Source organism: Pontibacillus sp. HN14 (assembly GCF_021129245.1).
In the GTDB taxonomy this organism is placed as follows: domain Bacteria; phylum Bacillota; class Bacilli; order Bacillales; family BH030062; genus Pontibacillus.
Map to the genome: position 1 here is coordinate 1,031,292 of NZ_JAJOLR010000001.1, position 13,222 is coordinate 1,044,513.

At 39.7% G+C, this 13,222-nt stretch carries 12 protein-coding genes and 1 other annotated feature; of the genes, 2 read left to right on the forward strand and 10 right to left on the reverse strand.

From position 1 onward, the window contains the following. The first annotated feature begins 45 nt into the window (after positions 1-45). Together LQ226_RS05305 and LQ226_RS05310 are read left to right on the forward strand one after the other, a co-directional pair. Positions 46-849 (forward strand): class I SAM-dependent methyltransferase, encoded by an 804-nt coding sequence (locus LQ226_RS05305; RefSeq protein WP_231416813.1) that lies wholly within the window; start codon positions 46-48, stop codon positions 847-849. 277 nt (positions 850-1,126) lie between these two features. Then, positions 1,127-1,555, forward strand: coding sequence for a hypothetical protein (locus LQ226_RS05310; RefSeq protein WP_231416814.1), 429 nt, complete (start codon positions 1,127-1,129; stop codon positions 1,553-1,555). Positions 1,556-1,567: 12 nt separating this feature from the next. On the opposite strand, the gene LQ226_RS05315 is transcribed toward LQ226_RS05310, so the two are convergent. The 10 genes from LQ226_RS05315 to LQ226_RS05360 form a co-directional block, all read right to left on the reverse strand. Continuing rightward, a complete protein-coding gene (locus LQ226_RS05315) occupies positions 1,568-2,794 on the reverse strand; it encodes an MFS transporter (RefSeq protein ID WP_231416815.1) in 1,227 nt (408 codons plus the stop codon). A 93-nt stretch (positions 2,795-2,887) separates the two neighbouring features. Then, positions 2,888-3,141, reverse strand: a binding site (T-box leader). A 94-nt stretch (positions 3,142-3,235) separates the two neighbouring features. Further along, complete coding sequence (locus LQ226_RS05320) at positions 3,236-5,512, reverse strand: ABC transporter permease (protein WP_231416816.1); 2,277 nt, start codon at positions 5,510-5,512, stop codon at positions 3,236-3,238. After that, positions 5,509-6,210 carry an ABC transporter ATP-binding protein gene (locus tag LQ226_RS05325; protein WP_231416817.1) on the reverse strand — a complete coding sequence of 234 codons (702 nt, stop codon included), beginning with the start codon at positions 6,208-6,210 and terminating at the stop codon, positions 5,509-5,511. The genes LQ226_RS05320 and LQ226_RS05325 overlap by 4 nt, the downstream gene beginning before the upstream one ends. Before the next feature lie 241 nt (positions 6,211-6,451). After that, positions 6,452-7,723, reverse strand: a complete 1,272-nt coding sequence (locus tag LQ226_RS05330) for a DNA polymerase IV (RefSeq protein WP_255687490.1) — start codon at positions 7,721-7,723, stop codon at positions 6,452-6,454. A 192-nt stretch (positions 7,724-7,915) separates the two neighbouring features. Next, complete coding sequence (locus LQ226_RS05335; RefSeq protein ID WP_231416818.1) at positions 7,916-8,143, reverse strand: hypothetical protein; 228 nt, start codon at positions 8,141-8,143, stop codon at positions 7,916-7,918. A gap of 24 nt (positions 8,144-8,167) precedes the next feature. Next, positions 8,168-8,746 carry a hypothetical protein gene (locus tag LQ226_RS05340; RefSeq protein WP_231416819.1) on the reverse strand — a complete coding sequence of 193 codons (579 nt, stop codon included), beginning with the start codon at positions 8,744-8,746 and terminating at the stop codon, positions 8,168-8,170. Between the two features lie 341 nt (positions 8,747-9,087). Further along, the gene (locus tag LQ226_RS05345; protein WP_231416820.1) at positions 9,088-9,594 is read right to left on the reverse strand and encodes a hypothetical protein; all 507 of its coding nucleotides are present in this window, start codon (positions 9,592-9,594) and stop codon (positions 9,088-9,090) included. Between the two features lie 143 nt (positions 9,595-9,737). Next, positions 9,738-10,943 (reverse strand): MFS transporter, encoded by a 1,206-nt coding sequence (locus LQ226_RS05350; RefSeq protein WP_231416821.1) that lies wholly within the window; start codon positions 10,941-10,943, stop codon positions 9,738-9,740. A gap of 394 nt (positions 10,944-11,337) precedes the next feature. Further along, on the reverse strand, positions 11,338-11,907 hold the full coding sequence (locus LQ226_RS05355; protein ID WP_231417578.1) for a spore coat protein: 570 nt from the start codon (positions 11,905-11,907) through the stop codon (positions 11,338-11,340). A 140-nt stretch (positions 11,908-12,047) separates the two neighbouring features. Continuing rightward, the gene (locus LQ226_RS05360) at positions 12,048-13,175 is read right to left on the reverse strand and encodes a M20/M25/M40 family metallo-hydrolase (protein ID WP_231416822.1); all 1,128 of its coding nucleotides are present in this window, start codon (positions 13,173-13,175) and stop codon (positions 12,048-12,050) included. Positions 13,176-13,222 lie beyond the last annotated feature (47 nt).

Genomic DNA, 13,222 nt, shown 5'->3' on the forward strand with positions numbered 1-13,222 from the left:
TCCCCTTTTTACTATGCTACAATTTAAGTGGAAGCTATAAAGAGTATGGCAAAAGAACTTATAGTAGGAGTGAGCACAGTGAACCCATCCGCTGAAGATTTTTACAATCAACTAGCAGAACATTACCATATGATTTTTAAGGATTGGGATGAAGCCATTCAATACCAGGGAGAAACCTTAAGCAAACTTCTTACATCACTGATTATCAAAGATCGTAAAGATACATCCTTATTAGATTGTTCGTGTGGGATCGGTACTCAGTCGATTGGTCTTGCCCTCTCCGGTTATAATGTTACCGCAACGGACATTAGTAGAGCAGCAGTGGAGCGGGCAAAACAAGAGGCCTTCACTCGAGACGCGTCTATCTCTTTTGGGATATCTGATTTCCGACGTTTAAATCAAGATATTAAGGGTACCTTTGACATTCTCCTCTCAGCGGACAATTCGCTACCCCATCTCTTAAATGAAGAGGATTTACGTTTGGCAGCTTCACAATTCTATCAGAAAGTGAAGACAGGGGGATGGCTCGTTATTACAATGAGAAACTATGACGAACTGTTAAAAGAAAAGCCTGCCTCTACTCCTCCTAAGTCTCTTAATGAAGGGAATCGAATTGTCTTCCAACTGTGGGATTGGAAAGAGGACGGACGCACGTATACCCTCCACCACTTTATTATGAATAAAACGCAAGACACCTGGCATACAAAACAGTTTTCAACAGATTATCGTGCAATCTTACAAGATGAATTGACCGCTTTATTAGAAGAAGCCGGCTTCTATAATATCAATTGGAAGAGCGCTAAAGAGACAGGTTATTATCAACCTATACTACTTGCAAGGAAACCTTAATTTCTAATAACTTCTGAGCTAGCCTTCACCTGGTATGAGACGCACTTGATTTGTCTATGATAAGAAGTGCAAACTAACAAAAATGTACCAAGAATAGCGTTAACCTTGACTCATTCCTTACTATTCTCTAAGGTTGAACTTACGCTTCACTCTCCCTTATAAAAACAGGGGAGGATGGCGGTTTAAAATGATGCATAACTTCATATGAATAAATAAGCTACACGGGCTGCTCTTAAAGAGCAAAATATACCGAATCAAATGATTGGAGTCTAAATGTATGCACACAAAATGGTTGTGGGCACTCATCCTTTTCGCCGTTGTCCTTACTTCTTGTTCAGCGGTTGAAGAATCTGATGAGCCAATTGCTATTAAAGACTTTTCTTATCATGTTACAAACGAAAATGAAGAAAAAGTTACCTTTACAATTAATCTTGAAATAAGAAATCAAACAAAATCAGAACGCTTCGTCACCCTTATTTATCCGAGCTATATCACTCGCAATAAAATAGGCACCCACCCTCCATTAAGTATTGGTGCGGAACAGGTTACCTATTTAACGAGAAGTATAACCGTTCAAAAGTCAGGCGATTTAACAAATGAAACGATAGGTAAAATTATGAATCAAGACATCCCTTTAGTGGATGGAATAACGATCGGGAAACGATTTGAACTTCCTTCTCCAAAACAAAAAGGCTCTCATGACTGAGAGCCTTTTTGTTTAATGATATAAAAGAGAGACCCTTCTTCTTTTATCCTGAAGCACAGACAAACTGAAAAGAATGGTTGAAAGGCCAGCTAATATCACGCTTGCTACAATTACAGAGCCTTGTAGCGTAAGAAATTCAGCAGTAAAGCCAATTACAATCGTTGCCATAATAGTGAGGAGTGCTTCTAACCAACCGTATATACTGGATACCCTTCCGATTCTATCTGGCGGGATAGAATGTTGTACGAACGTATTAAAACCCGTTTGCATCCAAGCCATGAAGAAGGAAAGGATAAAGAATCCAGTAGCTGCTTGACCCATTACACTTGAAAAACTATACACCACATAACCTGCCCCAACGAATATAGCTCCTAAACCAATCATCATTCGAAAACTAATGAAATGGGAAATCGCGATGAGAACTAAGGAACCCATCACATACCCAGCCCCAGCAATACTTACTAAAAGGCCATATTTTATTTCAGAAAGCATGATTATATTTGTAGAGAAAGCAGCTTCCAAAGAATCAATAGCTGCCACGAACACCATTATAACGCCAACTAAGAAGTAGGTTAGCATCATAAAACGATGGTTTCTTGAAAAGGACCACACATCTTTCCAGTCTCTTTTAAACATTTCATAAGAAGGTTTTTCGAGACTATCCCTCTCTTTATTCGGTTTAGGGAGATAAAAAATAAGCAACGCTGCGATCAAAAAAGAAACTCCATTCAAGATAATCGAAATTTTATAGCCTCCTACCACTAATAATGCTCCTGCAATAGCTGGTCCTAACACAAATCCACCAGAGTCCAGCAAGCTTCTCCATCCATTAAAATGTTTCCTCTTCTCTGACGGAATCAGGTTCGTTATATACGACAAAGCTGTCGGTTCGCTCATAGCACTGGCCATATAAATAATTAGTACCAGTCCGTAGACTATTGTTAGGTTGTTCGTTAAAGGGATCAACAATACCAGCAACCCCCGTATAAAGTCTAATCCAATCATCATATTTCTCTGATTGATACGATCAATTATACTGCCGGCCCATAAATTTGTGGCAATAACAGCAATTGGTCTTGCTATATATAAAAAGGTAACAGCAAGCGGTGATCCTGTTTTGTCTAACACCATGAGATTTAATGCAATAAGGTAAACCCAATCCCCTAGTGCAGAGATTCCAAGCGCTGCTAATAAGATGATAGAAGCGTGCTTTCGTTGCTTTCGATAGACGTGATTCATTTGATTTCCTCCTGTTGTAAGCTACTAACCATTATTCAGGAAGAATGAATCTGTTTACTTTTGCACATAAAAAACACCCCCAAGATTTCTCATCTTGGGGGCGATAATTAATCCGCGGTGCCACCCCAGTTTATTAATATGTCTCCATATTAACCTTTTCGGGTACGACATGTATGAATGCATATACCCTAGCTCTGTAACAGGAGCACCTGGCGCACGATCCCAACTGAATGTTCCCATGCGCAGCTCTAGAGGTTTGGTTCAACCAGTCACGTCCGCCCCTTTTCACCAACCGGAGCTCTCTTTAGGAAATGATGCTGATTTACTCTTCTCTTCACAGCCTTTTAATAATTTCTATAATATTACCAAACTCCCCCACCCTTGTAAACCATTCTTTAATTAGTAAAAGGGTGTCTGGCACCCTTTATCTCGCTAAAGCAATTAATCTTGCTGTTTTTTCAGGGCTTCTTGTAAGGAAACCTTTTTTAGTTTCCTTCTTGAGAGAGTTAAAGATACGTAATAGGTGAATAAGATCGTAACCAAACTCATGCCAATCATTAAGGGACTCAGGTGAACAGGCATAGCGAAACCGGTCTGTTCAACGAGTGAATTCATGAGTTGATCAATGCTTAAGATTCCAATTGGGACAGACAGGATAAACCCAATCAAGACGATTGGTGTATAGACATTTATAATAAGCTTAGAAACTTCTTTATCCGTATAGCCCATGACTTTAAACAGGGAAATTGACGGTGAATTCTCTTCCACGATTAGATTCGTAATGAGGGTTAGGACAATTACCCCTATTAAGAATGCGAAGCCCGCAATGCCAAATACAGAGTACCGTGTTAAAGCAGATGTGGATTCAAAATTTTCAATGATGTCTTGTTTATTCTCAATAAATAAGACGTTTTCTGAGTTTTCCGGCTCTTTATTTGTCCATTTTCCTGTATAAACCTCTTCTGGATACCCTAAAAACTTATTTACCTCACCACGTTCATCATAAATGGAAAAGCCAATATAAACACTCGCGATTCCTTGTACTTTTTTCTTAAGGGTGTTTGAGTTGTAAGCATTCGTTAGAGTAATCGTATCCCCTTCCGCCAAACCGAGTGCGCTCGCAAAGGGTTCGCTCAGGATAACACCTTCTTTAAGTTTGGAATTGAGCAGCTTACCTTCTTCAGTTTTAAGGTGAATTTGGTCTGTGTCAGGCTCTAATCCATAGATCATCGACTGCTGGTCAATTGAATCGATTTTTTCTCCATTCACTTCGCTAATCTCTGCTTCTGCTGCAGTAAATGGGCTTTCCCCTTGGGACGGTGTTTCTTCTTGCAATGTTTTATAGTGAGCAGCGTAATTGTAGGTCAAGATTTCTTTATAGGTTGCATCTACAATACCATCCATACCTTTGTACATCGTTGCCCCAAAGATTAAAAGAATACTAGAAAACATAACCCCTAACAAAATATAAACAGCTCTCGCTTTACTCCTGGCTAACAAACGAGTGCGAAACCGTGTCATAAAGCTTCCCTTATTGAGTAGCGGCAGCCTTTCTAACATGGACTTCTTCCCAGCAGCCGTATCCTTTGGTCGCAACAGATCAAGGGGGGATTGTTGCAAGGGCTTACGGATCACAAAGTAAGTCATAAGGAGTAATATAACATTTGGAATTACAAAACCAATGACAAGGACTTTAGGGTCCCAATCGAAATAAGAAATGCTTGGTAAGTTAAAGTAATTGGAATATAGATCTGTTATTGGAATGGACAATCCAGCACCTGCTGCCACACCGAGCAAAGAGCCTAGCAATCCAATAAAGGCTGCATACATCATATAATGACGAATGAGTTCACGATTACGATAGCCTAGTGCTTTTAACGTCCCGATCTCTTTTCTTTGCATTTCTAAACGGCGCTTCATAATCATAAGTACCATTAGAACCGATAAAGCTAATATAAATAAAGGTAGAGTTGTAATCAACTTTTGCGAGCTTTCAATTTCCGATTCTACAAATTGAATTCGAGGATTCTCCTCTTGATTTAACCATTTCAGTAAGGAGTAATCTTCTGTAACGGTTGATTTGAACGAATCTCTTGCTTGAACAGAAGCACCATCTCCTAATACTTGCGTGACGGTCTGATCAGCAACTGATAAGAGTGTACGTTCTGTCGTAACGCCGATCCCAAATGTACTCGGATCACTAAGAAGATCGCTTTCTCGCTCTAGTATATAGATGTAGTCAGGGAGATAAACGAACCCTGTTACTTCCAGTGCATCTCCGTTTACTTCGATTTCATCTCCTACCTCGATGTTTTGTGCTTTTGCAAAGACAGGAGATAATGCCACTTCTCCAGCTTCTTGTGGCAACGCTCCCTCTGAAGCATACGAGATATTGATCTCATTCGTTAGCGAAAATAACCGAAGCGTTGTGTCTTCATTTGTGTATGGAAGATCCCCATACCTTCTTTCTTCTAATATTAGGTCAAACTTGTCTTCCCATCTTGATAGTTGATTAGAAGGAATCTCATTAGAGAGAATCATATGAAAATCCTCTTGGCTATATTCATCTTTAAATTGAGCGTTCCGATTATCCAAAGTCGAGATTCCCATCGACATAGAAACATAAAGCATAATGGACACAATCAGAAGAATCGTTACGCCTATAAACTGAAACTTCTTCTCTTTAAACTGACGAAGTATACTTTTTCTGAGGATCATACCCACTTCACCTTCTCTGGATCAACGGGCTGCTCATTATAAAAATGCTCCATTATTTCACCGCTTTTCATTCGGATGACTTTATGGGCCATTTCACCAATGCCATTATTGTGTGTAATGATACATACTGTTGTACCATACGTTTCATTTACATATTTCAAAAGGGATAAGATTTTCTTACCTGTTTCTTCATCTAATGCCCCAGTTGGCTCATCACATAGTAAGACTTGAGGATTTTTGATCAGGGCACGTGCAATGGCAACACGTTGCTGTTCCCCTCCACTTAACTGGTAAGGGAATTTGTCCTTTTTATCCCACATTCCAACTTTCTCCAAAATCTCTTTCATGTTAAGAGGATTCTGGCTTAACTCACTTCCTACTTCAACATTTTCAGAAACGGTGAGTGTCGGCATAAGATTATATTGTTGAAAGATAAATCCAAGAGATTGCCTTCTATATTCTGTTAATTCCTTATCTTTCAATTTGGACAATTCATAGTGATGAACCGTTATCTCTCCCTCATCATGACGATCAATCCCTCCAATGACATTAAGCAGTGTAGACTTACCTGAACCTGAAGGGCCCAAAATCGCGACAATTTCTTGATCAGGGATTTCAATAGAAACATTCTTTAACGCATGAACAGTCACTTCACCGCTTTGATATATCTTGTTCACATTTGATAGTACGATACTCATACGCTCATCTCCATTTAATAATTTGAAATATAATTATAAAATCATTTCATTTCTAGCTTCATCTTACCTCAATATATGTAAGAAGACAACGTTTTTTGAACCGAATATATAAAATAAATTCAAAACTCCAGATCTCTATATATCTAAAGCACTAAAGCGTGCCAGACACCCTTTAACAAAGTAAAGGGTGTCTGGCACGCTTTAGTGCTCCACAGTCATAAAAAAACAAACTAGCGTCTGTCTAGTTTGTTTCCGAATCAGATGATTGGTGTTTTTTAAAATCGTCCAGAAAGTCTTTTTGAAAACTGGTGGTTGGGGTCGCTTTTGGCTTAGCCTTTAATTTCTTAAATGGATTGGACCCGTATTTGTCCGTTAATTCTCCAATGGCGGAATACAATTTTTCGTTTTTAGCTTCCTTTTCATACGTAAACAAGTCAAGCTGTAGCGTTGCGTCCTGCTTTTCACTTAGGTCCTGTGCAGTAACACCCATAAGTCGGATAGGCGTCCCGTTCCAGTGGTCTTCCCAAAGTTTTACGGCGTATTGATAAATCTCTTCCACTTTACTGATATATTCAGGTAATTGTTTGCTTCTTGTAATGGTTCTCCGGTCGTGATACCGAATCATTAGCTGAATATTTCTTGAAACAACCTCTTTATTCTCCATACGATCGGCAACTTTCTGTGATAATTGACGAAGGAGTTTTGTAATTTCGATATCATCGGTCGTATCATGAGGCAATGTCTGGGAATTCCCAATACTTTTGAACTCGCTAACCGCATCAGGATCCACAAGTCGATCGTCTATTCCGTTTGCACGATTTTGTAGACGCTCCCCATTAATCCCAAGCTTCCCTTTTAAAGCATACACGTCTGCTTTTGCAAGATCTTCTATCGTATGAATATGGCTATTGATTAATTTCTCAGCGGTTTTCTCTCCTACCCCATACATTTCTCTAACAGGCAACGGCCACAATTTCGTTGGTATATCACGCTTTCTAAGTACCGTAATTCCCATTGGCTTTTTCATATCTGAAGCCATCTTAGCAAGAAATTTATTCGGCGCAATCCCTATAGAACTAGGGAGTTCGAGCTGCTCCATAATGGTCTTTTGGATCCAATTTGCAATATCTAAAGGAGTACCCTGATCTTCGCAATCGGTAATATCCATATACCCCTCATCAATTGAAACAGGCTGAACAAGATGTGTGACTTGAGAAAGAATGGAGAACATCTCTCTAGAAGCCTTTCGATAACGGTCAAAATTAGGACGCATCACAATCATATCGGGACAAAGACGCCTTGCTTGCCACAGAGGCATAGTGGTCTTTACACCCTTTGCCCGCGCTTCATAACTGGCGGTTACAACTATTCCCTTTCGTTCCTCAGGGTTTCCCGCAATCGCGAGAGGTTTACCTTTCAATTCTGGATTGTAAGCCATCTCAACAGAAGCATAGAAACTGTTCATATCAACATGGAAAATCACACGTCCATTCTTCGGATACCACTTCGACAAATCAACACACCTCCTCACTAACGAACATTCGTTCTATAATCTATTGTAACACATCTACCAACCCTACGCCTCCCGTCCAACTCAAAACCCTTTCGTGTCAGACACCCTTTACCTTAGTAAAGGGTGTCTGACACGACCTGGCTCATTACACAGAAAAAAACCCTTCCAACTATAGGGAGTTTGATTATCTCTCTACAGGTTGGAAGGATTTTCTTCCCCTTCGTTTGAGCAAGCAGTCTGATTTTCTTTATTTATGCAAGAACCCATGGAGTTGGCGGTTCTTGCCGCTGCTCGATTATAAACCATATCAAACTTACTTTTCGCAAGCCTGCGCTTTGCAATGGATTCAAAAGGATTTTGCAGCACATTCAAATATGATTCCAGTTGCTCTCTCTCTTCTTGAGTTAATCGGACTTTCATAACAAACCTCTTTCCGTGGAGTATTTATGGTTCCTTTGTTGCCGCAATTTCATCGGAAGAGTTATTCTTATGGTACAAGTGCGGACTTCTGTCCTCTTCTGAACAGGCTAATTTGTTTTCATAATCAATACAGGCATTTTCAAGAGATTCTTTTTGGTACTTTTGAATGTACGATAACCCAGCATACCCTGCAAGTAACGATGTTACAATAATAGATAGCTGATTTTCTGTACCCGTTAGCGTAACAGTGCTTTTGGCTATAATGCCAGCCCCAACCCCTATAATGAGGTCACCAATGACGCCAAGTTCGAATAAAATCGGATCGGTGTTCTTGTTATCTCCATACCGGATTCCAATTAAAAACAATAAGAAACTAATAAACGCGTTCACAATCGTGACAATCAGCATCAACGCTCTCATTGTTCCCCGATAAGAAGATTGGCTCCACTCTTCAAACCCCTTGAACTTAAAATCAATACTTACAATCGGAAGTAAAATACACGCATTTCGTTTATAATGACCAATCAATGCCCCCACCAAGCTTACTAAAATCGCCAATTTAAAAATGTGCCATAGCTCGACTAGTGAATAAACCTGATCCATATCATCACCCTTCTCTATAGTATTATCCTTATCATACTATTATTGTAAGAATTTTCAATCATTTTTAACGTAATTGAATCTATAGCATTAGAGGTTGTCACATTTCAATAGGTAAAAAGTCTATTTTAAATACGAACGCATGTACCATTAGACATGGTCTTTAGCCCTCCTTTAGATATTTATTCCTGAATTTCCGCGGGCATGCTGTCCTTTACTTCGTTCAGTCCGGGGTCTCCTCGTTCCAAAGACACCTCTAGCTAATGTTTTATAGCATTAAACGGGAGATGACGGTTGCTAAAATCAAAAAAGAGAGCACCTTTTCAAGGCACTCTCTAACACTCTTACCATACTCCATAACTTATCCCCATCTTGTAAACTATACCAAAATAAAGGAAGATAACACTTACACCAATCCAAATAGAAGATTTACTTTTCTCAAGCCAACCTGCTATCACCGTTCGAATACCAAATAAAAATAGTATAAGTGATAAAGCTAACCTTCTATTGAACTCCCTCACCATGTAGTCATCGAAACCTGTCTGACCATTAACAATAAAGGGGCCACTTTCTAGCGAGATGGATACAAGAAAACATGAGACCTGGAGGATCATTATTATCGGAAAAACAATCCCTTTGGTTACCCCTTTTTCCTGCAAATACCGGTGTACATTAGATTGGACTTTATTAGAACGGATATACGTAATGATAGAGCTTATTACAAGGATAGGAACTCCAAACCATAAAGCATTCATCAACGTGAGTGAGTTCAAAACCCAAATTAAAATCCCTAAACTAATAAAATATAAAACGACGTCACGAAAAGGAAGACGGGTTCCTTCTTGAGCCAATTCATCCTCACCTCCCCGCCCTATTTTATCCTTAAAATGGAATAGAATGCAATATAATACACCCTGGTTCTTTGGTGAACCAGGGTGCTGCGTTCGGGTGATTTATCTAGTTATCTAACTCGGAGTGCCCTTTCTGAGTCAGATTAGTCTTCTTTACGTTCCATCGAACGAAGAACCGCTGTTAATAATATAGCGCCAACTACCATGACAGCACCTACCCAAGGTGTGTGCTCAAGTCCAATAGAGTCTACAATTATTCCCCCAACAAACGATCCAATCGCAATCCCGACGTTAAAAGCTGCAATATTTAAAGCTGATGCTACGTTAACAGCAGATGGAACATATTTTTCAGCCAGGTTCACAACAAGGATTTGCAAAGCAGGAACGTTCATGAATGCAAACAGACCCATAAAGAAGATAGTAATTAAACCAAGTACTTTAAATGGCGCTGTTACCGTTAAGATAAATAGAATAATAGCTTGGAATACAAACATCCAAAACAGAGCTTTTAGTGGATTTTTGTTTGAAGCTTTTCCACCGATGGTGTTACCAATCGCAACGGCCACACCATATCCAACTAAGATAATACTTACCCAACGGGCGCTAAATCCTGTAATATCTTCTAATATCGGAGAAAGATACGTAAAGGCTACGAACGTACCTCCATACCCTAGACCTGTAATGACAAAAGCTAAGATTAATTTACCATTTGTTAAAATCTTAAGCTGTTCACTAAATTTCGCTGGTGGTGCTTCTTTAAGATCTTTAGGGACCAATATCGCACTGGAAATAACACCAATAAGACCTAGTAGTGCGACTCCCCAGAAGGTTGCTCTCCAACCAAAGGCTTGTCCAATAAATGTCCCAAGTGGAACACCTGTTACGGTCGCAACTGTTAAGCCTGTAAACATAAATGCTATTGCACTGGCACGCTTATGCTGCGGAACTAAATCAGCAGCAATTGTTGCGCCAATCGAGAAGAATATGCCATGTGAGAACGCCGTAATAAAGCGAGCTATAAATAAGACTGTAAAACTAGTTGATAACGCCGCTACAGAGTTACCTACTATAAACAGAACCATCAAAGACATCAGAAGCGTTTTTCGATTCATCTTGGATGTTAATGCTGTAAGAACCGGTGCCCCAATAGATACTCCAATTGCATATCCAGAAATCAAAAGACCTGCCAACGTAATCGATATAGATAAATCATCAGCAATCGATGAAAGAAGTCCAACTGGAACAAACTCCGTTGTTCCAATACCAAAGGCACTAATCGCTAGCGCAAGTAGCGCCAGTGTGCCTCCTTTATTTTGAGCTTGATTTGAATGTTGTGTGTTAGAACTCATTAAAGAGATCCTCCTTTGAACTATCGTTAATAATCACTGAATAGATAAGGCGCCATTACCTATCCAACTTGCGTACATTACATTATGCAATGTACTTCATCTTTGCGGAAGTACGCACTTTAAAGTACGGTAGGTACTAAAAAGTAACTATAAGCTGTTTCATACATAAGACTATTGCTTACGGCTTGTCTGTTTCCTTCACTGCCGTTGCAACAATTGCTATTATGCATCGTAAAAATATAAGAAAAAAGTACGTACTTTCATGTAGTATAGGTACCTTTTTGTAACTTTTAAGAGCACTCATGGGATTAGACGGCTTAAATATTTTTAAGTTGTTTTAAACATAAGGGACACAAAAAAAAGAGTCACCTTTTAAGGTGACTCTTTTTCCAAATTATTGCATAGGCTTTTGATTGGTCTGAACATAACTTTGAAGCATCTGGTTCATGTCCTGAGGATTTAATTGTGGAACTTGATAATACCCATGTTTGTTCTGATAAAGAAAGATTTCATACGACATTTCAATTAAGTTTGGAACGCTATCTGCTATGACGCGTCTTAATACGGGATTTGTCATCTCTAAAGCCGTCATCGAAAACAGCGTAGCTAGAGACTTCGTTTGTCCTAACATGTAAGCAGATAACCCTTTATCAGATAGTTCTTGTACAGATTGATTGGGCTTTTTTGGCTCTCCCTGATTTAATCCATAAACGGTCGTATGATCTTCTTCCATCTTGTATACTTGGGTAGAAACAGACGGTTTATTTCCCGTGCTAAAGCTCTCTACAATCGTATTATACATCGTTTCAATAAAAGCGTACTGACGATTTAAAATATCCTTTAACTTCTGGTCTTGTATGTGCTGTTCATACATTTGGTATTGATCCATTAAACTTATAACAGATGCAATAACTTCGTGAGCATCAAAAAGCTCATGACCTCCATGGTTAGTCGATGGGGCCATGTTCTTTTGATTCGTAGTTGAATCGTTTTGTTGTTGCACGTTTATCCCTCCTGTATCCATCAGTCCATAGTGTCTACGATCCACAGAAGAAATATGTAAAAAAGCCTTCCACCTGACATAACAGGCGGAAGGCTTTTGACTTATTTTTGAGCTGTTTCTTGTACAATTGCTGCCACGAGTTCAGCTGTTTTCTCTAGTTCATCAAGAGGCATACGTTCATTCGTTGTGTGGATCTCTTCGTATCCTACACAAAGGTTCACCGTCGGAATTCCGTGACCTGCAATAATATTTGCATCACTACCTCCACCGCTAGTAAGAAGATCAGTAGAACGACCGATCGCCTTCGCAGCACGTCTGGCTACTTCAACGACTTCTTCCCCTTCACTATGTTTGAAGCCTGGGTACATAACTTGGGTTTCAATATCTACACTTCCGCCCATTTCTTCAGCAGTCTCTTCAAGGGCTTTTCGCATCTTTTCCACTTGAGCTTCCATTTTTTCCGGAACAAGTGAACGAGCTTCAGCTAGGATTTCTACGTGATCACAAACAATATTCGTCTTCTGACCACCTTCAAAACGGCCGATATTTGCCGTCGTCTCTTCATCAATGCGTCCAAGCGGCATTTTTGAGATGGCACGAGCCGCTAGTGTAATCGCTGAAATTCCTTTTTCAGGAGCGACACCTGCGTGTGCAGTCTTCCCTTTAACCACTGCATTCAGCTTAGCTTGTGTAGGTGCTGCCACTACGATATTCCCAACTTTCCCATCACTATCAAGAGCATAGCCATATTTAGCAGTTAAATGTTCAGGATTCAGCGCTTTAGCTCCGACTAAACCTGATTCTTCACCAACTGTAATGATAAACTGAATATCCCCATGCTCTACATTATTCTCTTGAAGGGTACGGATCGCTTCAAAAATAGCAGCTAATCCAGTCTTATCATCCGCCCCAAGGATCGTTGTGCCATCTGTAACCACATAGCCATCCTGAATAGTAGGTTTCACGCCATTACCAGGTACAACTGTATCCATATGAGAAGTAAAGTAAATTGGATCCACACCCCCCTTACTTCCTTTCAGGGTACAGATAAGATTCCCAGCGCCATGCCCTGTCACTTCCTTGGCATTGTCTTCAAAAACCTCGACACCAAGGTCTGTAAATTTCTTTTTCAATACTTCGTTTATCTTTGCTTCGTCTCCCGTTTCTGAGTCAATTTGAACCAACTCAAGAAATTCTTCAATTAATCGGTCACGATTTACAGTAAGCATATATGCTGCCTCCTTCAATATGTAAAAAAAGAGATGACTCTCTATTA

Coding starts and splice junctions, on each gene's coding strand:
- LQ226_RS05325 (WP_231416817.1), bottom strand. CDS start 6,210: ATGAGTATCGTACTATCAAATGTGAACAAGATATATCAAAGCGGTGAA.
- LQ226_RS05340 (WP_231416819.1), bottom strand. CDS start 8,746: ATGGATCAGGTTTATTCACTAGTCGAGCTATGGCACATTTTTAAATTG.
- LQ226_RS05335 (WP_231416818.1), bottom strand. CDS start 8,143: ATGAAAGTCCGATTAACTCAAGAAGAGAGAGAGCAACTGGAATCATAT.
- LQ226_RS05305 (WP_231416813.1), top strand. CDS start 46: ATGGCAAAAGAACTTATAGTAGGAGTGAGCACAGTGAACCCATCCGCT.
- LQ226_RS05315 (WP_231416815.1), bottom strand. CDS start 2,794: ATGAATCACGTCTATCGAAAGCAACGAAAGCACGCTTCTATCATCTTA.
- LQ226_RS05310 (WP_231416814.1), top strand. CDS start 1,127: ATGCACACAAAATGGTTGTGGGCACTCATCCTTTTCGCCGTTGTCCTT.
- LQ226_RS05320 (WP_231416816.1), bottom strand. CDS start 5,512: ATGATCCTCAGAAAAAGTATACTTCGTCAGTTTAAAGAGAAGAAGTTT.
- LQ226_RS05355 (WP_231417578.1), bottom strand. CDS start 11,907: ATGGCCCCATCGACTAACCATGGAGGTCATGAGCTTTTTGATGCTCAC.
- LQ226_RS05350 (WP_231416821.1), bottom strand. CDS start 10,943: ATGAGTTCTAACACACAACATTCAAATCAAGCTCAAAATAAAGGAGGC.
- LQ226_RS05360 (WP_231416822.1), bottom strand. CDS start 13,175: ATGCTTACTGTAAATCGTGACCGATTAATTGAAGAATTTCTTGAGTTG.